This is a genomic window from Pandoraea sp. NPDC087047 (assembly GCF_044745225.1).
In the GTDB taxonomy this organism is placed as follows: Bacteria; Pseudomonadota; Gammaproteobacteria; order Burkholderiales; family Burkholderiaceae; genus Pandoraea.
Map to the genome: position 1 here is coordinate 42628 of NZ_JBIUZU010000009.1, position 18583 is coordinate 61210.

An 18583-nucleotide genomic window follows, 5' to 3' on the forward strand; every position below is an offset into this window, starting at 1 on the left:
GCCTCGCATAACCGTATCGACATACGGGCATGCGAGGCTTTTTGCTTCCGGCGACGCAGGCGTCAGACGTTCTGCCGGATCATTCCTGAGAGGCGACGAAGCCAGCGCCGGCGCCGGAACCACCACTATCCAGCCAGCGTCCCAGGGCGGTGACGGTGCGAGCCGTCGCGCCCTGATGCTGCTTCGCGAACAGGAGCGCCGCGGTGCGCATCGCCAGCCGGCGGTCGTCGTTGATCAGCAAATCGGCCAACGCCGTGGCGAGCTCGCCCGCATCGCTCACCCGGCGCGCCGCGCCCGCCGCGAGCGCGTTTTCACTGGCTTGCGTGAAGTTGAACATGTGCGGACCGAACACAACGGGGGTGCCCGCCGCGCAGGCTTCGATCAGGTTCTGACCGCCTAACGGCAGCAAACTGCCGCCGATGAACGCCACTTCGGCCGCAGAGAAATACGCGGCCATCTCGCCCATCGAATCGCCGAGCACCACGTCGACATCGGCAGGCAACGGCGTGTCGCCGTCCGGCCATGCACTGCGACGCACATAGTTCAGACGCACCCTGTCGAGCATCGCCGCCACTTCGTCGAAGCGTTGCGGATGACGCGGCACGAGCACCAGCAACGAACGGCGTCCCACGTCGGAGGCCGCCGCGAGCATGGCGCGCGCCTGCAACACCAGCGCTTCCTCGCCGTCGCGCGTGCTCGCCGCGAGCCACACCTTGCGATCACCGAAGCGCTCGCGCCAACGTGCGCCCAGCGCGAGCAGCGCGGGCGGCGGCGTCATGTCGAATTTGAGGTTGCCCATCACGTCGACGTCGCTCGCACCCAGCATGCGCAGACGCTCGGCATCGGCATCGCTTTGCGCCAGCACACGGCTGAACCCACCGAAGACCGGCTTGGTGGCGTCGCCGAAGCGGGCCGCGCGACGGAACGAGCGCGCCGACATTCGCGCATTCGTCAGCACCAGCGGCACGCCGCTATCGCGGCACGTGAAGATGAGATTCGGCCAGACTTCCGTCTCCATTACCACGCCCACACTCGGGCGCCAATGCTTCAGAAAGCGGCGGATGGGGCCGCCCATGTCGTACGGCAGATAGCATCGCAGCACGCGATCGCCAAAGACGGTTTCGCCGGTGGCGCGCCCGGTCGGTGTCATGTGTGTGAGCACAATGCCGTGCGACGGATAACGTTCGAGCAACGCGTCGACGAGCGGCTGCGCGGCGCGCGTCTCCCCGACGGAGACCGCATGCACCCAGATCAGCGGACGGCCGGTGTAGGGCGGCTTGCCGTAAAACCCGAAACGCTCACCGATGTGACGGCGATAGCCGGGCTCGAAGCGCCCGCGCCACCACAGACGAATCACCGCCAGCGGTGCCACGATCCACCAAAGGGCGCGATAGACGAGACGCAGCAACATTCAGATCAGCGCGCGATGCGTCAGGCGTTGCAACACCGCCAGCGGCGAGCACTCGGGGTGCACCATCGCGTCGGCCGGCAGGAAGAAGGTCTGCTCCATCATGAACTGCCCCGACATCACCGCGTGCGACGTCTGATCCGAGAAGCAGATCCACACGCTGCCCGGCGGGAACGGCATGGTCTGCTGATCGGCGTCGTGCTGATAGCCCATGTCGGCTTTCATGCCGTCGTGCAGGTGCAGCATGATGTGGTCGTAGCCGCTGCGCGGGCGCTTGGTGATGCCCACCGCGTTTTGCAACCACGCGGAACCCGGCCACTGCGCAGGCACTTTGGGCAGGAAGCGTTTGGCCACGTCCTCGAACGGTTCGCCCACGCGCCACACGCGCGGCTGGCCCGCCGGATTGATGTTGGTGAACACGCGCAAGATGCGCTCGCCGTAATTCGGGCGCGACGGGAAGGCATCGACGTGCAGGCGGCTGTCGTCCTTGCGCCACGAGGTCTGGCGTGTCTCGACCTGGTGCAGACGCAAGCTCGTAGGCGCGGCGCGCAGCTTGCCGCGATACTCCGGCATCAGACCGTCGATCAGACTGCACGCCTGCGTGTAGTAGCGCTTGACCAGCGCATGAACGGCGCGCTGTGTGGCGTCGTCGGCGGCCACGCCAACGAGCACGCCGGTCTTCGGATCGAGGCTGATGTTCTTGCGCCTCGGATCGGCGATCTTCGGGTCGAGCAGGCCTTGCTCGGCGGCGTCGAGGACAAAGGCCAGATGCGGGAAGTACAGCACCTTGCCGGCTTCGACGTCGGCCACCAGCGTCTCGCGCGACACCGGGAGTTGCCCCCCCTGCCAGTCGCCCGACGCGACGGTGACGATCTGACTGCTTTCGCTTGCCGCGTTCGCTTCGTTTGCTTCGTTCGCTTCGTTCAATGCATTCATGCGATTCGGTCCCCCCCAGGCGCAGCGGCGCTGCTTGGCACCGGCTGGAGCGACGGTGCGAGCTCACGCACGGCGTCGCGCACTTGTGCGAGCGTCGGCTTGTGTTCGGCGTCGCCGAGATTGACGATGTGCGGCGACCAGAATCCCCCGGTGCGCCACGCAGTGCTGAAATTGTATAGCTCGATGGTGGGGCGATTCAGCGCAGCGGCAATATGTACCAAACCGGTATCCACACCCACGGTGATCGCGCCGCGATCGATGAGGCCAACCACCTGCGACAGATTCATCTTCGGCGGCACCCAGGCCGCATCACCCAACGCCGCCGCCAGTCGCAGCGATACCTCGTGCTCGGCAGCACTGCCCCACGGCAACACGATCAGCAAGCCCTGCAACGCCAGATCGCGCCCCAACGCAATCCAGTTGTCTTCCGGCCAGGTCTTGTCGTCTCGCGAAGTCGCGTGCACGAACACGGCATACGGACGATCAGGGCACTGGCTGTGATCGGCACGCTCGGTGGCGATGCCGAAATCGATCTGGCCCGGCACCTTGAAGCCCATCGCCTGCGCGACGAGCAAACGCGAGCGCGTAACCACGTGCGTGTGCGGCTCGATGCGCACCATGTGCTGATACAGGTAGCGCACCGGCCATTCGTAGCTGGCGCCCTCGGTCCGGTTGCCCAGCCCCCACACCGCGCCGCGTGCGGTGCGCGAGATCCAGCCGGTCTTGACCAGACCTTGCGTGTCGATCACGTAATCGTAGGGGGTTTCGCGCAGAGCACGGCGAAACGTGCCGATTTCCTGCCAGGTGCGTGCCGCGAGCGGCTTCTTGCGCCAGCGGCGCAGGGCAAAGGGAATGACCCGGCGCACACCGCGCACGAGTTTGACGAGGTCGACGAATCCCTCTTCCACGACCCAGTCGATCTGGGCGTCGGGGTACTGGCGCAGGATGTCCTGCACCACGGGCATGTTATGGACGACGTCGCCGAGCGACGAGACTTTGACGATCAGAACCTGCAACCGAACGCCCCGGCGGTTCGGCCGGGCCTCGTGAGCAAAACCGCGATTTTACCCCGACCCGGCCCGCCGATCATGTTTGATCCTGTTGCGAGGGCAACGACCGCCTTACAACGTCACGTCGACATCACGCCAACTTCATTCCAACGTCGGTCAGGCGGCCCGTCGCGCCTCAGAACGGCAGCCTGGCGTCGGGCTTGACGGCCAGAATCGCGCGGCGGAAGTCGTCCTGAATGCGCTGGATGGCGGCCTCGCTATCGGCCTCGAAGCGCAGCACGACGACCGGCGTGGTGTTCGACGAACGTGCCAGCCCGAAACCGTCGGCGTATTCGACCCGCACGCCGTCGATCTTGACGATCTCCTGCGCGCCGTCGAATTTGGCGGTCTCACGCAGCTTGTCGATCAGCGCGAAGTTCTCGCCCTCGGCCAGCGGAATCTGCAACTCCGGCGTCGAGATCGAATTGGGCAACGCGCGCAGTACAGCGCTAGGATCGGCCGACTTCGAGAGGATTTCGAGCAGACGCGCGCCCGTGTACAAGCCGTCGTCGAAACCGTACCAGCGGTCCTTGAAGAACACGTGGCCGCTCATCTCGCCAGCCAACGGTGCGCCGGTTTCCTTGAGCTTGGCCTTGACCAGCGAGTGGCCCGTCTTCCACATGAGCGGCTCGCCACCGTGCTTGCGCACCCAGCTCGCGAGATTGCGTGTGCACTTCACGTCGTAGATGATCTTCTCGCCCGGATTGCGGCTCAGCACCTCGGCGGCGAAGAGCATCAACTGACGATCCGGATAGATAATCTGACCGTCCTTGGTGACCACACCGAGACGGTCGCCGTCGCCGTCGAACGCCAGACCGATTTCGGCATCGGTCGTTTGCAGCGTGCGGATCAGATCCTGGAGGTTCTCGGGATGGGCCGGGTCCGGGTGATGATTCGGGAACGTGCCGTCGACCTCGCAGAACAGCTCGAGGACGTCGCAGCCGAGTGCGTGGAACAGCGCAGGCGCGTAAGCCCCCGCCACGCCGTTGCCACAGTCAACGGCGATCTTCATCGGACGCGCCAGATGCACGTCGTTCACGATGCGCGAGCGATACGACTCGTCGATCTCATCGGCGGTGTAAGTGCCCTGCCCCGTCTCGAAATCCTGCGCCTCGATCAGTTTGGCGAGACCCTGAATCGCGTCGCCGTAGATCGCCCGGCCGCGCAGTACCATCTTGAAACCGTTGTAGTCGGGCGGGTTGTGGCTGCCCGTGACCATGATGCCGGAGTCGACCACGCGGCCGTGCAAAGTGACGTTCGTCGCGAAGTACACCATCGGCGTGACGACGACGCCGATATCGACCACGTCGACACCGGCGGCGCGCAGGCCGTCGGCGAGTGCGCCGACCAGTTCGGGGCCGGACAGGCGGCCGTCACGGCCGACGACGACGGCATTGCCGCCCTCGCGACGCAGTGCCGTGCCAAATGCGCGTCCGATCAGATGCGCGACGTTGGCATCGAGGGTCTTGCCGACGATGCCGCGAATGTCGTATGCCTTGAAAATCGCAGGCGAAACTTGCGTGGTTTGCGTCATGGGAAAGCGTCTCTCGGAAACGAGGGGGGAAATTAGCATCCGTTGCGGGTAAGCCTGACCGGTGGACTGCCGCCATCCGATGCGCACCGGACGTCGCCTCGGGTCGGCAGTCGCGAAAGGCCGGCTACACCACAAACGTAAAATCCCGGCGCAAAGGCGCGAGGCCCGGCCGGGAACGGCTGCATTACGCTAAAATTATACGGGACTTCGCCGCACTGCGGCATTTCCCGCAAGCCTTGTCAGTCAGCGCCTACACTCAACCTGCTAACCGTAGTCACGCGACCCGACGAGCGCGTAACATCCCCCAGCACCGGCCTCGCAAGGCCGGTTTTGCTTATTTTGAGAACGAGTGAGACGCGCGAGCGCCACATGCCCTACCGGACCATCATTCGCAACATCCTCTGGATGCTGACCGAGCGCGGCGCGCAAATCGCCGGCGGCATCGCGGTCTCCGGCTTTCTCGCCCGCAGTCTCGGCGCCGCAGAGTTCGGCCTGTTTCAGTACGCGCAATCGCTCGTCTTTCTCGCCGCCTCTCTCACGCTGTTGTGCGGCAGCGAAGTGGTGGTGCCGCGTCTGGTCGGCAAACCCGAAGCCGAGCAACGCACGATCATCGCGCACGCCTTCGCGCTTCGGCTGGCCGCCGCCGCCCTCGCCTACGCGATCCTCACCGTCTATATCCTCTGCTTTGCGGAGTCCGATCTGGTTGCCGTGGCGCTCTGGCTCGGTGTGGCACTGTGGTTCCGAGAGCCGTCGGGCATTGTGATCGCGTGGCTGCAAGCCCGCACGTTCAACCGGCCGAGCGTGAGCGCCAATCTTTGCGGGCTGGGCGTGAAGCTCGCGCTCGTGGCGCTATTGTTCGCCACGCACGCAGATGTGACCGCGTTCGCTATCGTCTACGCCATCGAAGCCATCGTGGCGGCCGCGCTGCTCGTGCGCTATTACTTCCGACATTCGCCCAGCACGCCCGTGGCCTGGCGTCGCGCCCTGCTGCTCGATCTGCTCGCGAGCGGCTCGACGTTCTGGGGCGGCCTGATGCTGATGATTCTCTTCAAGCGCATCGACCAGCTCGTGCTCAAGCCGATCATTCCGCTTGCGGAACTGGGTGCTTACGCGGCGGCGATGCAAATCACGGAGAACTTCGTGCTCGTCGCGCCGATCATCGCGAACTCGCTCGCGCCCCAACTGATTTTCCAGACGACCGACAACGCCGCGGCGCGGCGCAACACCGTGCGGGCCGTGTGGTTAATGGTGGCCGCAGGCGCGAGCATGGCGATTCCGATTGCGTTGCTCGCGCCCTGGATCGTGCATCTGATTTATGGCGCCGGATTCGCGGAGTCGGCGCAGATTCTGCGTGTGTCGGCACTCATGGGAATTCTCGTGTTCGCCGACGCCGGCCTGAACCTTACGCTCATTCGGCGCGGCGCCGGACGCTGGGTCATTGCCAAATGGCTCTGCGCGGCCGTGGTGGCTTTTGTCATCGTGCGCGGGCTGGCGCCGCAGATCGGCGCGCTCGCCGGGGCGCTGGGTTACGGCGCGGGCTATGCCGCGGCGCTGGTGCTCGGCGTCTGGCTGCTTCGACGGGACTGATGCAATGACCGCTACCGATTCACACCACGCCGGCAACACCGGCAACGCTCGCACCATCTGCCTGTTCACCGGGACACTGGCGGTGTTTGCCGGTGCGGAACGCGCCACCGCAACGCTCGCCAACGCGCTCGCCGCACGCGGGCATCGTGTCCATGTGCTGTCGTTGTGGGGCCATCGCCCCGTCTTCGCACTGGCGCCGGGTGTCAAACATCACGCGATATTCGCCGAACGCGTCGCGTTCAAACATCACTATCTGTCGATCGTGCGGCAGGTACGGCGTTACGTGCGCGAACACCGCATCGAGACGATGATCGATGTGGACCCGATGCTCGCCCTCTATGTCGTGCCCGCCACGCTCGGTCTGCGATTGCAGCGTATCGCCTGGGAACACAGCACCTATGCCAGCGACCTCGGCCGATCTGCGCGCCGCTGGGCACGAACGCTCGCGGCCCATCGGTACGACGCCCTCGTCGTGCTGACCGAGTCGGACCGTCATGCATGGCAGACGCATTACCCGCGCGCCCGCGCGCAAGTCGTTACGCTGCCCAATCCGCTCGGCATCGCGATTCCCGATGCGCCGCCGGAACATGGCGACGAACGCAGCATTCTCGCGGTCGGGCGTCTCGTCCCGGAAAAAGGCTTCGACCGGCTGATCGACGCGTGGGCGCGCATCGCCCGCGACACGCCGGGATGGCAGGTGACTATCGTTGGCGACGGCCCGTTGCGCGACGGCCTGCTCGCGCAGGCGCGTAACGCTGGCGTTGGCGACACGGTGAAGGTGCTGCCTGCGGTGTCCGACATTGCGCAGCACTATGCGCGGGCATCGATCTACTGCCTGCCCTCGCGACGCGAGAGCTTCGGGCTCGTGCTGATCGAAGCGAAGGCCTATGCGGTGCCCATCGTGGCCTATGCCGCCGACGCAGGACCGCGCGCATTGCTGCACCATGAAGTCGACAGTCTCGTAGTGGAAGACGGCGATATCGCGGCATTGGCCGCTGCGTTGTCGCGGCTGATCGGCGACGCCGCGCTGCGTCGCAAGCTTGGGCTGGCCGGTTACGCGCATGCACAGCACTTCGGGGCAGACGCCATTGCGGCCCGCTGGGAAGCGCTGCAGACGGTCGCCACGCTGTCGAAGCAGGCGTCGCGATGAGAATTGCGCTGTTCGTCACCGGTCTGCAACTCGGCGGTGCGGAGACACAGGTGGCCGCGCTCGCTCAGGGCTTTCTCGCGCGCGGTCACGAGGTTGCGCTGATTTCGCTGACGGGCACTTGTGCGATTGCCCTGCCGAAATCGTCGCAACTCACGCTCGTCGAATTGAAGGCGAGCAAGTCGCCGGGATCGCTGATAGGTGCGCTGGCGAAGCTGGCGGCGTATTTTCGCGAGTGGCGGCCCGATATCGTGCACGCCCACATGGTTCACGCCAATCTGATGGCTCGCGTGGCGCGATGGGTTGCGCCAATGCCGGTGCTGGTGACGAGTGCGCACAGCCGCAACGAAGGCGGCCGGGCACTCATGCTGGCCTACCGGCTGACCGACCGGTGGACGGATCTGACGACCAATGTCAGCAACGACGCCGTCGCTGCCTTCATCGCGCAACGCGCCGCACCTGCCGCACGCCTTGTGAGCATGCCCAACGGCATCGACACCGCGCGCTATCATCCCGACGCGCAAGTCCGCTCGCAATGGCGCGCGACGCTGCGGGATACGGCGCAGGTGAGCGGTGCATCCTCCGAAGCGACGCCCACCGCCCCCATCGTCTTCGCCGCCGGCCGCATGGTCGAAGCGAAGGACTACCCGACGCTGATCGACGCCTTCGCACGCGTGCTGAAAGCCATGCCCGACGCGCGGCTGTTCATCGCGGGCGAGGGGCCGTTGCGCGCTTCGTTGCAGGCGCACATCGACGCCCGCGGGCTCGCTCCGGCCGTCACGTTGCTCGGGCGTCGTCACGATGTCGCCCAGTGGATGTGCGCGGCCGACGTCTATGCCATGTCGTCCGCCTGGGAAGGCTTGCCGCTGGTGATCGGCGAGGCGATGGCCTGTGGCCTGCCCATCGTGTCGACCGACTGCGGCGGCGTGCGCGAACTGCTCGGCAACGACCCGCGCAACACGCTGGTGCCGGTGGGCGACGCGCCCGCGCTCGGCGACGCACTGATCCGTCACCTGCGCGCCTCGCCGGACGCGCGCCAGACAACGGGCGCGGCCAATCGTGCGCGTATCGTCGAACACTACTCCCTGGACGCCATCGTGACCCGCTGGCTCGAGACGTACACCCGCTTGCGCGAAACCTCCCGCGCAGGCGCCTGATTTGCCCACGACACCGTCAATGACATCCCCGGTCCTGCTCTGCTCGAACACTTTCTGGTCGATCTACAACTTCCGGCGCGGCCCGATTGCCGCGCTGCTGGCGGCCGGCCATCCGGTACACGTGGCTGCGCCCGACGACGCCTTCGCCATCCAGCTCGCCGAGATGGGCTGTGTCGTGCACCGCGTGCCGATGTCGGCCAAGGGCCAGAACCCGCTCCAGGATCTCGGGCTGATGTGGCGGCTCTATCGCCTCTACCGGCAAGTCCGGCCGGCCGTGATCTTCCACTACACGATCAAGCCGAACATCTACGGCGCCATTGCCGCGCGCTTCGCCCGCATTCCCGCCGTGTCGATGACCACCGGGCTGGGCTACGTCTTCATTCGCGAGTCGCTGACAACGCGTCTGGCGCGGCAGCTCTATCGCGTGGCGTTCCGTCATACGCTCGAGAACTGGTTCCTGAACGTGGAAGATCACCGCGCCTTTGTCGAAGGCGGCCTCGTGGCGATGGGTAAAACCCGTCTGCTGCCGGGCGAAGGCGTCGATCTCGCGCATTTCGCCAAGGCCCCGTGGCCGGTGTCGGATACCGCGCGCGACGCGGCGCCCGTTCCCATGCGCTTCCTGCTCATCGCCCGTTTGCTGCGCGATAAGGGCGTGCTGGAATATGTGGACGCGGCGCGCACCCTGCGCGCGGAAATGCCGCACGTCACGTTCCAGATCCTCGGCGCGGCGGACGTCGAGAATCCGACGGCCATCACGCGCGGCGAGGTCGAAGCATGGCAACGCGAAGGCGTGATCGAGTATCTCGGCACGACCGGCGACGTGCGGCCAGTCATCGCCAATGCGCATTGCGTGGTGCTGCCGTCCTACCGTGAGGGGCTCTCGCGCACGCTGCTCGAAGCCAGCGCGATGGGCCGCCCCGTGATCGCGAGCGACGTGCCGGGATGCCGCGACGTGATTGACGATGGCGTCACCGGGCATCTCGTGCCCGCGCGCGACGCCGCCGCGCTGACTGCCTGCATGCGCGATGTGGCACGCACGCCCGCGTCCACCCTCGCCGCGATGGGCGACGCCGGGCGTGCTAAAGTGGCGCGCGAATTCGACGAACATGTCGTCATTGCAGCGTATTTTCGGATTCTCGGATCCCTTCCCGCATCATGCTAAGTCTTGCCATCGCCCTCGTAGTGTCGTTCGTCACGACGCTGTTGATCGTCCGCTACGCACATGTTCACGCCCGCTTCTCCGGCGATAGCGATGTCGCCGGGGTGCAGAAGTTTCACGTGCGCCCGGTGCCGCGCATCGGCGGCGTAGGCATTCTCGCGGGCCTGCTCGTCTCGGCGACCGCGCTGAGTCTGTCGTACCCCAAAGTCTCGCGCGACATTGTGCTGCTGGTGGCCTGCGGGCTGCCCGCGTTCCTGGCGGGCTTCATCGAAGACCTGACCAAGAAGGTCTCGCCAACGATCCGGCTCGTGTGCACCATGTTCGCCGCGCTGCTGGCGTGGCTGGTGCTCGGCATCCATATCACGCGCATCGATATCGGCGTGGCCGACCGCATGCTGTTCATTGCCGCCGTGTCGGTGCCGCTCACGGTGCTGTGCGTGGCCGGCATGGCCAATGCCGTCAACATCATCGACGGCTTCAACGGCCTCGCGGCAATGGTCGCGATGATCATGTTCGCCTCGCTCGGGTATGTCGGCTTTCAGGTGCAGGACCCGATCGTGCTCACCACGTCGATGATCATGGTCGGCGCGATCCTGGGCTTCTTCATCTTCAATTTCCCCGGCGGGCTGATTTTCCTCGGGGACGGTGGCGCCTATTTCCTGGGCTTCATGCTCGCCGAGATCGCCGTGTTGCTGGTTATGCGCAACCCCCAGGTCTCGCCGTGGTATCCCGCGCTGATGGTGATCTACCCCGCCTTCGAGGTCTGCTTCTCGATCTATCGCAAGCGCTTCGTGCGCGGCATATCGCCCGGCATTCCCGATGGCGTGCACCTGCACATGCTGGTCTACAAGCGGTTGATGCGCTGGGCCGCAGGCGCACGCACGGCCAGCGCGCTCACGCAACGCAATTCTTTGACCTCTCCGTACCTTTGGCTGCTATGCTTGCTGGCAGTGATCCCGGCAACGGTTTTCTGGCGGCATAGCGTGGTGCTGGCACTGTGCTGCGTCGCCTTCATGGTGACGTACGTGTGGCTGTATCTGCGCATCGTTCGCTTCAAGGCGCCGCGCTGGCTGATCTACAAAAAATGAACGACCACGGGGGGCGACGCACCGAAGGTGCGCGGCCGCGGCACATGGAATCCCCCTGATCGGGACAACAAGACAAGACAGCGCCACCAACGCGATGCGTGACATCTATGCCATCGGCGACCTTCAGGGTTGCCAAACGTCGTTTGAACAACTACTCGAGCACCTGCCGCAGGACTCGGATCTCTGGCTTGCCGGCGATCTCATCAACCGCGGCCCGCGCTCGCTCGATACCCTGCGTCACGTGATTGCGCTGGGCGATCGTGTCACCGCCGTGCTCGGCAATCACGATCTGCATCTGCTGGCCGTGGCCGCAGGCGTGCGTCAGGCACACGGCAGCGACACCCTCGACGACATTCTCAACGCCCCCGACCGGGACGCCCTCATCGACTGGGTGCGCCGTCAGCCGCTGGCGCACTACGCGCACGGCCATCTGATGGTGCACGCCGGTGTGCTGCCGCAGTGGGACGCCGAACAAGTCGTCTCGCTCGCGCGCGATGTGCAGACGCAACTGCGTGGTCCGGACTGGAAGACGTTCCTCTCGCGCATGTTCGGCAATCAGCCCGATCAATGGCATGAAGGGCTGGGCGACGAAGACCGCCGGCGTCTCACAATCAATGCCCTCACCCGCATGCGCTTTTGCACGGCGGACGGGCGCATCGACTTCAAGATCAAGGAAGGGGCCGATGCGGCCACCGAGGCACTGAAGCCGTGGTTCGACGCACCGGGGCGTCGCACGGCGAACGTCACGATGGTTTTCGGCCACTGGTCGGCGCTCGGCCTGGTGATGCGCGATAACGTGCTCGGGCTCGATACCGGCTGCGTCTGGGGCGGCGAGCTGACCGCGGTGAAACTCGCCGATTCGCCCGCCGGACGCGAACTGATTCAGATCGACTGCCCGCAGATTCGCGATCCGCTCGGCTCGGCCGACAGCAAGAAGCGCAGCAAGATGAAGACCGCCGATAAGGCCGAAGACGCGCTCAAAGCCGCCAAGGCCGAGAAGCTGGATAAGTTCGGGAAAGCGGCGCGCAAGCTGGAGAAACTGGAGAAGGTCGCGAAGGCGGAGAGAGCCGACAAATCGGAAAAAGGAACGAAGCGCAAAGGCGAGTGATCGCTGGCGCTTGCGGGGCTTTCCGATTTTTCCCGCCGCCGGACGTTACGCCCGGTGAATATCATCCAGTCAACGAATACGGCGCCATGCAGGCGCCGTTTTTTCGTGTTGCGTCGAATCGCGTCTAATCGCGTAGCAAGGCGTCGGTGATCCGACGAACCGCTGACTCAGACCTGAACCGCCTGCGCGGTGTCGTCCGCTTCGTCCCCCACCGCCGGGGACCGCGAGCCGACCAAGCCGTTCTCCGGCAACACCGCTTCGGGCAAGAACCCCTGCAACGCCTCACCCACGGCTTGCTGCGCGCCCAGTGTGAACTCGCGGCGATGTTGGCCCTCCTGCGGATGCTGTGGCTCGCCCACCGACAGACGCACCGTCATGGGCGGCGCCCGCAGAATCATGTCGATGGACTCGATCAGGCTCATCTCCCCGATATACGCGGGGGCCATCGTGTGGCGTCCGCTAGCGGCGTCGGCGTAAAACAGGCACAGCGGCTGCACCGGCTTGCCCGTGGACACCGGCGCTTGCAGCAGATTGGCGTGAAACGGCAACAGGCTGCGTCCGTCCGTGGTCGTGCCTTCCGGGAAGACAGTGATGACGTCGCCGTCACGCAGGCAATCCGACAGGTAGTGCATGATGCGACGCGCGTCGGCACGGCGTTCGCGTTGCAGGAAGATCGTGCGCGTCTGCACGCACAACCAGCCCACCAGCGGCCAATGCCGGATCTCGGCCTTGGCCACGAAGCGTACCGGCTGCCACGCATTGAGCGCGAAGATGTCGATCCACGACACGTGATTGCACAGCAGCATCACGCCGCCCTCGGGCACCGGCGCATGCTGTTCGACTTCGAGACGCATGCCGCACAACTTCAGCAACTTCTGCGACCACGCGCGAATGCGGCGATTCTTCTGCGGTTGCGAGAGGAAGGGAAAAAGCGTCGCTGCGGTCAACATACCGCGCGCGAGATGCAGGCCCAGACGAAGTTTTTTGATCAACAGCACGGCAATCGCATCCTAGACGGCAGGGGCTTCGTACGCCACGCGGCCACCGACCAGCGTGAGCCGTACCTGGCCCGGTAACTCGTATCCCAGAAACGGGGTGTTGTGACCGGCGCTGCGCAGATGCTGCGCGGCCACGGTCCAGTGCGCCGACGGCGCAAACACGCAAACATCTGCCGGATGACCGGGTGACAAACGGCCGGCGCCCGGTGCGACTGCCGCCAGACGCTGGCCTGGCGCGTGCGTTACACGTGCGAGCGCGTCGACCAGCGGCACGCGCGACTCGCCGGCCCACTTCAGCACGAGCGACAGCAGCAATTCGAGCCCCGTCGCCCCCGGCTGTGCTTCGGCGAAGGGCACGAGACGCGCATCGGGTGCGAGCGGCGTGTGGTCCGAGCAGATGGCGTCAATCGTACCGTCACGCGCGGCGTCGCGCATCGCTTCACGATCGCGTTGAGAGCGCAACGGGGGATCGAGCCGGTACTGGGCGTCAAAGTACCCAATGTCCATGTCCGTGAGATGGAGATGATGCGCGGCGACGTCACACGTCACCGGCAATCCTTCCGTCTTGGCCGCTCTCACGAGCGCAAGCCCTGCCGCAGACGACAGACGGCAAAGGTGCACGCGCGTGCCCGTCACGCGCACGAGTTCGAGAATGGTGTGCAGCGCGATGGTCTCCGCCGCCACCGGAATGCCCGCCAGTCCGAGGCGCGAAGCCACAGCACCGCTCGCGGCCACGCCGCCTGCCGCCAGCGTGGCATCCTGCGCGCGCAGCCACACGGTCAGCCCGAAGGTGCCCGCGTATTGCAGGGCGCGCAGCAACGTACGGTTGTCGGCAATGGCGGCATTCGCCTGCGACAACCCGATGCAGCCGGCCCGCGTCAGTTTCGCCATTTCGGTGAGCTCGCGTCCCGCGAGACCGACCGTCAGGGCACCTAACGGGTGAACCTGGGCGGGATGCGTGGCGCGGGCGCGCAGTTGCAGCATCTCGACGAGGTCCGGCTCGTCGAGGACCGGCTCGGTATCGGGGGGACAGACGATGCGCGTAACCCCCCCGGCGAGCGCTGCGGCCGCTTCGCTCGCGGCGGTGGCGCGGCGCGCCGAGAGATCGACCAGCCCCGGCATGACCACCAGTCCCGTCGCATCGACTGCGCGATCGGCGGTGAAGTCGGCCGGCGGCGTGTCGAGTGCAGCGATTTCGCCCGAGGCGATGAAGACGTCCTGCACACGATCGGTTCGGGTGGCGGGATCGACGACGCGGCCGCCCTTCAGATGCAGTTTCATGGGGCGCTTACCCGTTGTTCGCGGCGACGATGCTCATCACCGCCATCCGCACGGCAATACCGAACGACACTTGTTCGAGAATGACCGACTGTGGGCCGTCCGCGACAGCCGAGTCGATCTCCACGCCCCGGTTCATCGGGCCGGGATGCATGACGATGGCGTCGGGCCTGGCGAGCGCCAGACGCGCTGGCGTCAGACCGTAGGACTCGAAGTATTCGGCCGCCGACGGCAGCAGCGCCCCGTTCATCCGCTCGTTTTGCAGACGCAGCATGATGACAACGTCGACATCGCGCATCCCTTCGTTCATATCGTGGAACACACGCACGCCGAGTTGCTCAAGCCCAGTGGGCAAGAGCGTGCGCGGGCCGATGGCGCGCACTTCCGGCACGCCGAGCGTGGTGAGTGCGTGGATGTCGGAGCGCGCCACGCGCGAGTGCAGAATGTCGCCAACGATCGCGACCGTCAGATTCTGGAATTCGCCCTTGTGATGGCGAATCGTGTACATGTCGAGCAAGCCCTGTGTGGGATGCGCATGACGTCCGTCGCCCGCGTTGATGACGTGCACGTGCGGCGCGCAATGCTCGGCAATCAGGTACGGTGCGCCCGCCTGCGCATGACGCACGACGAACAGATCCGCGTGCATCGCCGATAGATTGCCGATGGTGTCGAGCAGCGTTTCGCCCTTGCTTGTCGACGACGCGTTGATATTCAGATTGAGCACATCGGCCGACAAGCGCGCAGCGGCAATCTCGAACGTTGTGCGCGTACGCGTTGAATTCTCGAAGAACAGATTGAAGACCGACTTGCCGCTCAGCAACGGCACTTTCTTGACGTCGGCATCGTTCACGCTGACGAACTGCGTGGCCGTATCGAGAATGTGAGTGAGCACGGCCCGCGGCAACCCTTCGACCGTCAGCAAATGCTTCAGCTCGCCGTTGCGGTTGAGTTGGGGGTGGCCGCGACGGCCGAGAATTCCGTTAGCCATGCAGCGTCTCCGTGACGGCGCGGCAGTACGCCGCCAGCGTGACGTGGAACGGGGGGGTGTCAGGCAGGCACATGCTCGTCGAAATACTGCTGGAGGATGATGCGGGCAGATTCGGCGTCGAGGGAAGTCTTTCGCGAGACCTTGGTGCCCGCTTCGGCCAGCGCCGCCGCAGCGGCGACCGACGAATAGCGTTCGTCCACCCAGATCACCGGCACATTGAATCGCCCGTTGAGTTGATTGCCGAAGCGCTTGGCCAGTTGTGTCATTTCGTGCGGCGTGCCGTCGGGATGCAACGGCAGGCCAACGACGATGAGCTCGGGCTCCCACTCGGCAATGAGCTTGCCGGTCTCGGCGAAGCGGACTTCGCGGTTGAGATTCGCGAGGACAGTGAGCGCGCGAGCCTCGCGCAGGAACAGATTACCGATTGCCACGCCGATGCGGCGCTCGCCGTAATCGAAAGCGAGCACCGTGCGACTGCCAGCGGTCATGCATGCCCCGCGTCGGCGGATAGCATCGACGACGTGACACCGAGCAGCCCGAGCGCAGCGTCGAAACGCTCGGCCGGCGGCACATCGAACACGATGCCCGGATCGGCCGCCACCGTCAGCCAGCCATTGCGGCTGATCTCGTCTTCCAGTTGCCCGGCGCTCCAGCCCGAATGGCCCAGCGTGAGCAGAAAGCGGTTCGGTCCCTCACCGTTGGCAACGGCTTCGAGTACGTCCTTCGATGTCGTCATCTCCAGACCGCCCGGCACCGACAGCGACGAGCTGTACGACGTGCCCGTCGCCTCGTGCAGCACGAAGCCGCGCTCGGTCTGCACCGGGCCACCGAAGAAGACCGGTTGATGCGCCAGAGGATCGATTTCGAGCTTGAGATCGAGCCGCTCGAAGAGCGACGCGAGATCGATGTCGGTAGGACGGTTGATCACGAGCCCGATCGCGCCTTTTTCACTGTGCTCGCACAGATAGACGACGGTGCCCGAAAAGGTGGGATCCGCCATGCCGGGCATGGCGATGAGGAACTGATTCGTGAGATTGATACGGTCGTTCGGCATAGGGCCAGAGTTTATCGGAACCTGTTTGACGGTCTGCCGCCCGGTATCGCGCTCCGCGGCAGACGCATCGGCACCCGCTGGGGCCCTATGTCACCTGCCGTCGGCCGGTCGGCGGACGAACTTTTTCCGCATCGTGATACGGCCATCGGCCGCCAAAGGCAGCCTTTGCGCCGACTTTATCACGGAACGTCGCGCCCGGTGACGAGCCGCTGTCCGAACACGCTGGCATCCAGCGCACGCTCACGCCACATCGCCATCTCGGCGATCAGGTCGGGCCGCGACTCGGGATAGGTGTCTGCGGCGAACTGATGCAGCATGCCGCGCAGCGCCTTGACCGTCATCGCCAGCGCCGCCGGTCCGCCCGGCTCCGCGGGGGGCGATGCGGCCAGCCGTTCGCCGGTGACGGCCACGGCAGCGGCAAGCCGCGCGACCGGTGCCAGCCCGATGGCCGCCGAATATTGCGCCATCTGCGCGGCCACCGCCGGATCGTTCAAATTCGGAAGGGCCTCATCCGCGAGGCTCAGGAACGTCTGACAAACGTCTTGCCGCACTGCCAGTGGACCGATGCGCAGCCAGTCGCGCGAACTCGTGCCCGCTCCCTGCTTCTGGGCGGCCTGTGCGGCGTCGGCCAACGGCTCGGGGAGATGGCTGGGACGGCGCAACACGCCGAAATCGGCCAGCAATGTCCCCAGCCAGCTGTCGGGGGCTTGCGCGTTCCACGTCGCCAGCGCCTCGATCAGATCGTGACCCGGCACGGCCTCGGCCGGGGCTTTCGCTGCCGCCGTGGACGTTGTCGACGCTGCCGACGCCGTGGACGCCGTAGCGGCGGCCGGGGATGCCGGGGATGCCGGGGTCGCCCCAGCATCGTCCAGGCCAACCGGACGGGTCAATTGTTTGCGCAGCGCCATGTTCATCCGCCCGATCTGACGCTTGTCGGCCAGACGCAACGGCGCACGGGCAAAGCGCAGCCAGGCAGCGGCCAGACGCCAGTAATCAAGCGGCGCGGACGCGCCCGCGCGATGCAGATCGGCAGCCAGATCGGCCAATTGGCCCAGCGCTGCCGTGGTGTCGGTCGCGTCGGCATCGGGGCGCAGCAAGCGCAGGAGCACCCGCTCGACGTCGGCACGCAGCGGTGCCGTTCCCGCGGGCAGGCCGTGCAGACGCGGCTGCGCAATCACCCATCCTGCCATGCGAAGCTCACCCGGCGTTGGCGCGCCGGGCCAGTGATTCGATGCAGGAGAGGCCGGGGAGGCCGGGAAGGCCGGGAAGGCTGGAGCAGCGGATGCAGCACCCGCTTGCCAGATATCGCGCTCGAACTGGCGCAGCGCGTTGCGCTGAGCATCCTGACTGCCTCGCTCGCCATACGCCGCCTCGGCAATCGCCTGCACCAGACGCTCGCCATGCAACGCCCAGTCGGCGTGACCGCTCGACTGAAGCAGACGATTCGCACGCCGCAGCGGACCAAGTGCCGCCGCCGGGCCGTTGGACCAGGCGTCGGACGCTTCGGTGAGCGCCTCGGCCACCTCTGGCAACCGCCACAACGGAGCGTCACGCGTCTCACGCGCGGCAGCGCCTGCGGTGTTGACGGACGAGTTGAGTGACGCTTCCGATGATTCCGGCGATTCGGGCAATTCCGGCAACTCCGACGCTTCCGGCGATTGGGATGATTGGGACGATTGCGGCGCTCTGGGCAATTCAGGCATCACCATAGGCCATCTCCTGGCCGCGCGGCCTCAGATCTGCACCATCTCGAAGTCTTCCTTGCGCGCACCGCACTCGGGACAGGTCCAGTTGATGGGCACGTCTTCCCAGCGCGTACCGGGCGCGATGCCCTCGTCGGGCAAACCGGCCTCTTCGTCGTAAATCCAGCCGCAAATCAGGCACATCCAGCTCTTGTATTCCATTCTTTCTTCAGCGACGAGCGTTCCGTTACAATGGCTTGTCAACCGCTTCGGGGTCCGCTGGCAGACATGCCGGGCGGTCTTGTGGGAACCCTGCCGGGGCATTGTCCGGCGGGCGCTGCCCACGGCGCTTTCAAGCGCTCCGAAACGGGCATTTAAGGCGTGATGGTACCAACGAACCCAAAGCCTGA

Annotated in this window: 17 protein-coding genes; 6 read left to right on the forward strand and 11 right to left on the reverse strand. The window is 65.7% G+C overall.

What is annotated here, in order from left to right; all coding sequences use genetic code 11:
* Window positions 1–79: 79 nt before the first annotated feature.
* From waaA to ACIPHM_RS18080, 4 genes are all read right to left on the reverse strand, one after another.
* Window positions 80–1408 (reverse strand): lipid IV(A) 3-deoxy-D-manno-octulosonic acid transferase, encoded by a 1329-nt coding sequence (gene waaA, locus ACIPHM_RS18065; protein WP_400331472.1) that lies wholly within the window; start codon window positions 1406–1408, stop codon window positions 80–82.
* A 3-nt stretch (window positions 1409–1411) separates the two neighbouring features.
* Window positions 1412–2344: a Kdo hydroxylase family protein gene (locus ACIPHM_RS18070; RefSeq protein ID WP_400330998.1), complete on the reverse strand. Its 933-nt coding sequence runs from the start codon at window positions 2342–2344 to the stop codon at window positions 1412–1414.
* Window positions 2341–3309 carry a lipopolysaccharide heptosyltransferase I gene (waaC, locus tag ACIPHM_RS18075; RefSeq protein WP_400331475.1) on the reverse strand — a complete coding sequence of 323 codons (969 nt, stop codon included), beginning with the start codon at window positions 3307–3309 and terminating at the stop codon, window positions 2341–2343. Before waaC ends, ACIPHM_RS18070 begins: the two co-directional genes overlap by 4 nt.
* 220 nt (window positions 3310–3529) lie before the next feature.
* A complete protein-coding gene (locus tag ACIPHM_RS18080; RefSeq protein ID WP_400331000.1) occupies window positions 3530–4927 on the reverse strand; it encodes a phosphomannomutase/phosphoglucomutase in 1398 nt (465 codons plus the stop codon).
* A 369-nt stretch (window positions 4928–5296) separates the two neighbouring features.
* Between ACIPHM_RS18080 and ACIPHM_RS18085 the strand changes: the two genes are divergently transcribed.
* The 6 genes from ACIPHM_RS18085 to ACIPHM_RS18110 all read left to right on the forward strand — a co-directional run bounded on the left by ACIPHM_RS18085 (window position 5297) and on the right by ACIPHM_RS18110 (window position 12173).
* Window positions 5297–6514 (forward strand): oligosaccharide flippase family protein, encoded by a 1218-nt coding sequence (locus ACIPHM_RS18085; RefSeq protein ID WP_400331003.1) that lies wholly within the window; start codon window positions 5297–5299, stop codon window positions 6512–6514.
* A gap of 4 nt (window positions 6515–6518) precedes the next feature.
* Window positions 6519–7664, forward strand: coding sequence for a glycosyltransferase family 4 protein (locus ACIPHM_RS18090; RefSeq protein ID WP_400331006.1), 1146 nt, complete (start codon window positions 6519–6521; stop codon window positions 7662–7664).
* Window positions 7661–8818: a glycosyltransferase gene (locus ACIPHM_RS18095; protein WP_400331009.1), complete on the forward strand. Its 1158-nt coding sequence runs from the start codon at window positions 7661–7663 to the stop codon at window positions 8816–8818. The genes ACIPHM_RS18090 and ACIPHM_RS18095 overlap by 4 nt, the downstream gene beginning before the upstream one ends.
* A gap of 19 nt (window positions 8819–8837) precedes the next feature.
* Window positions 8838–9980: a glycosyltransferase family 4 protein gene (locus tag ACIPHM_RS18100; RefSeq protein WP_400331012.1), complete on the forward strand. Its 1143-nt coding sequence runs from the start codon at window positions 8838–8840 to the stop codon at window positions 9978–9980.
* On the forward strand, window positions 9974–11065 hold the full coding sequence (locus ACIPHM_RS18105; RefSeq protein ID WP_400331015.1) for a glycosyltransferase: 1092 nt from the start codon (window positions 9974–9976) through the stop codon (window positions 11063–11065). Before ACIPHM_RS18100 ends, ACIPHM_RS18105 begins: the two co-directional genes overlap by 7 nt.
* 94 nt (window positions 11066–11159) lie before the next feature.
* A complete protein-coding gene (locus ACIPHM_RS18110) occupies window positions 11160–12173 on the forward strand; it encodes a symmetrical bis(5'-nucleosyl)-tetraphosphatase (RefSeq protein WP_400331018.1) in 1014 nt (337 codons plus the stop codon).
* A gap of 167 nt (window positions 12174–12340) precedes the next feature.
* Here ACIPHM_RS18110 and ACIPHM_RS18115 read toward each other — a convergent pair whose 3' ends face one another.
* The 7 genes from ACIPHM_RS18115 to ACIPHM_RS18145 all read right to left on the reverse strand — a co-directional run bounded on the left by ACIPHM_RS18115 (window position 12341) and on the right by ACIPHM_RS18145 (window position 18395).
* Window positions 12341–13171 (reverse strand): lysophospholipid acyltransferase family protein, encoded by an 831-nt coding sequence (locus ACIPHM_RS18115; RefSeq protein WP_400331021.1) that lies wholly within the window; start codon window positions 13169–13171, stop codon window positions 12341–12343.
* A gap of 12 nt (window positions 13172–13183) precedes the next feature.
* Window positions 13184–14452, reverse strand: a complete 1269-nt coding sequence (locus tag ACIPHM_RS18120) for a dihydroorotase (protein ID WP_400331024.1) — start codon at window positions 14450–14452, stop codon at window positions 13184–13186.
* A gap of 7 nt (window positions 14453–14459) precedes the next feature.
* The gene (locus tag ACIPHM_RS18125) at window positions 14460–15437 is read right to left on the reverse strand and encodes an aspartate carbamoyltransferase catalytic subunit (protein WP_400331027.1); all 978 of its coding nucleotides are present in this window, start codon (window positions 15435–15437) and stop codon (window positions 14460–14462) included.
* 59 nt (window positions 15438–15496) lie between these two features.
* The gene (ruvX, locus tag ACIPHM_RS18130) at window positions 15497–15925 is read right to left on the reverse strand and encodes a Holliday junction resolvase RuvX (RefSeq protein ID WP_400331030.1); all 429 of its coding nucleotides are present in this window, start codon (window positions 15923–15925) and stop codon (window positions 15497–15499) included.
* Window positions 15922–16491 (reverse strand): YqgE/AlgH family protein, encoded by a 570-nt coding sequence (locus tag ACIPHM_RS18135; RefSeq protein ID WP_400331033.1) that lies wholly within the window; start codon window positions 16489–16491, stop codon window positions 15922–15924. Before ACIPHM_RS18135 ends, ruvX begins: the two co-directional genes overlap by 4 nt.
* Before the next feature lie 179 nt (window positions 16492–16670).
* Window positions 16671–18200 (reverse strand): hypothetical protein, encoded by a 1530-nt coding sequence (locus ACIPHM_RS18140; RefSeq protein ID WP_400331036.1) that lies wholly within the window; start codon window positions 18198–18200, stop codon window positions 16671–16673.
* Window positions 18201–18224: 24 nt separating this feature from the next.
* Window positions 18225–18395 carry a rubredoxin gene (locus ACIPHM_RS18145; RefSeq protein WP_006400971.1) on the reverse strand — a complete coding sequence of 57 codons (171 nt, stop codon included), beginning with the start codon at window positions 18393–18395 and terminating at the stop codon, window positions 18225–18227.
* Between the last annotated feature and the right edge of the window lie 188 nt (window positions 18396–18583).

What these genes read in the sequence shown, in the direction of transcription:
- ACIPHM_RS18070 (WP_400330998.1), bottom strand. Translation starts at nt 2,344, where the DNA reads ATGAATGCATTGAACGAAGCGAACGAAGCAAACGAAGCGAACGCGGCA.
- waaC (WP_400331475.1), bottom strand. Translation starts at nt 3,309, where the DNA reads ATGCCCGTGGTGCAGGACATCCTGCGCCAGTACCCCGACGCCCAGATC.
- ACIPHM_RS18080 (WP_400331000.1), bottom strand. Translation starts at nt 4,927, where the DNA reads ATGACGCAAACCACGCAAGTTTCGCCTGCGATTTTCAAGGCATACGAC.
- ACIPHM_RS18085 (WP_400331003.1), top strand. Translation starts at nt 5,297, where the DNA reads ATGCCCTACCGGACCATCATTCGCAACATCCTCTGGATGCTGACCGAG.
- ACIPHM_RS18090 (WP_400331006.1), top strand. Translation starts at nt 6,519, where the DNA reads ATGACCGCTACCGATTCACACCACGCCGGCAACACCGGCAACGCTCGC.
- ACIPHM_RS18095 (WP_400331009.1), top strand. Translation starts at nt 7,661, where the DNA reads ATGAGAATTGCGCTGTTCGTCACCGGTCTGCAACTCGGCGGTGCGGAG.
- ACIPHM_RS18100 (WP_400331012.1), top strand. Translation starts at nt 8,838, where the DNA reads ATGACATCCCCGGTCCTGCTCTGCTCGAACACTTTCTGGTCGATCTAC.
- ACIPHM_RS18105 (WP_400331015.1), top strand. Translation starts at nt 9,974, where the DNA reads ATGCTAAGTCTTGCCATCGCCCTCGTAGTGTCGTTCGTCACGACGCTG.
- ACIPHM_RS18110 (WP_400331018.1), top strand. Translation starts at nt 11,160, where the DNA reads ATGCGTGACATCTATGCCATCGGCGACCTTCAGGGTTGCCAAACGTCG.
- ACIPHM_RS18120 (WP_400331024.1), bottom strand. Translation starts at nt 14,452, where the DNA reads ATGAAACTGCATCTGAAGGGCGGCCGCGTCGTCGATCCCGCCACCCGA.
- ACIPHM_RS18125 (WP_400331027.1), bottom strand. Translation starts at nt 15,437, where the DNA reads ATGGCTAACGGAATTCTCGGCCGTCGCGGCCACCCCCAACTCAACCGC.
- ruvX (WP_400331030.1), bottom strand. Translation starts at nt 15,925, where the DNA reads ATGACCGCTGGCAGTCGCACGGTGCTCGCTTTCGATTACGGCGAGCGC.
- ACIPHM_RS18135 (WP_400331033.1), bottom strand. Translation starts at nt 16,491, where the DNA reads ATGCCGAACGACCGTATCAATCTCACGAATCAGTTCCTCATCGCCATG.
- ACIPHM_RS18140 (WP_400331036.1), bottom strand. Translation starts at nt 18,200, where the DNA reads ATGGTGATGCCTGAATTGCCCAGAGCGCCGCAATCGTCCCAATCATCC.
- ACIPHM_RS18145 (WP_006400971.1), bottom strand. Translation starts at nt 18,395, where the DNA reads ATGGAATACAAGAGCTGGATGTGCCTGATTTGCGGCTGGATTTACGAC.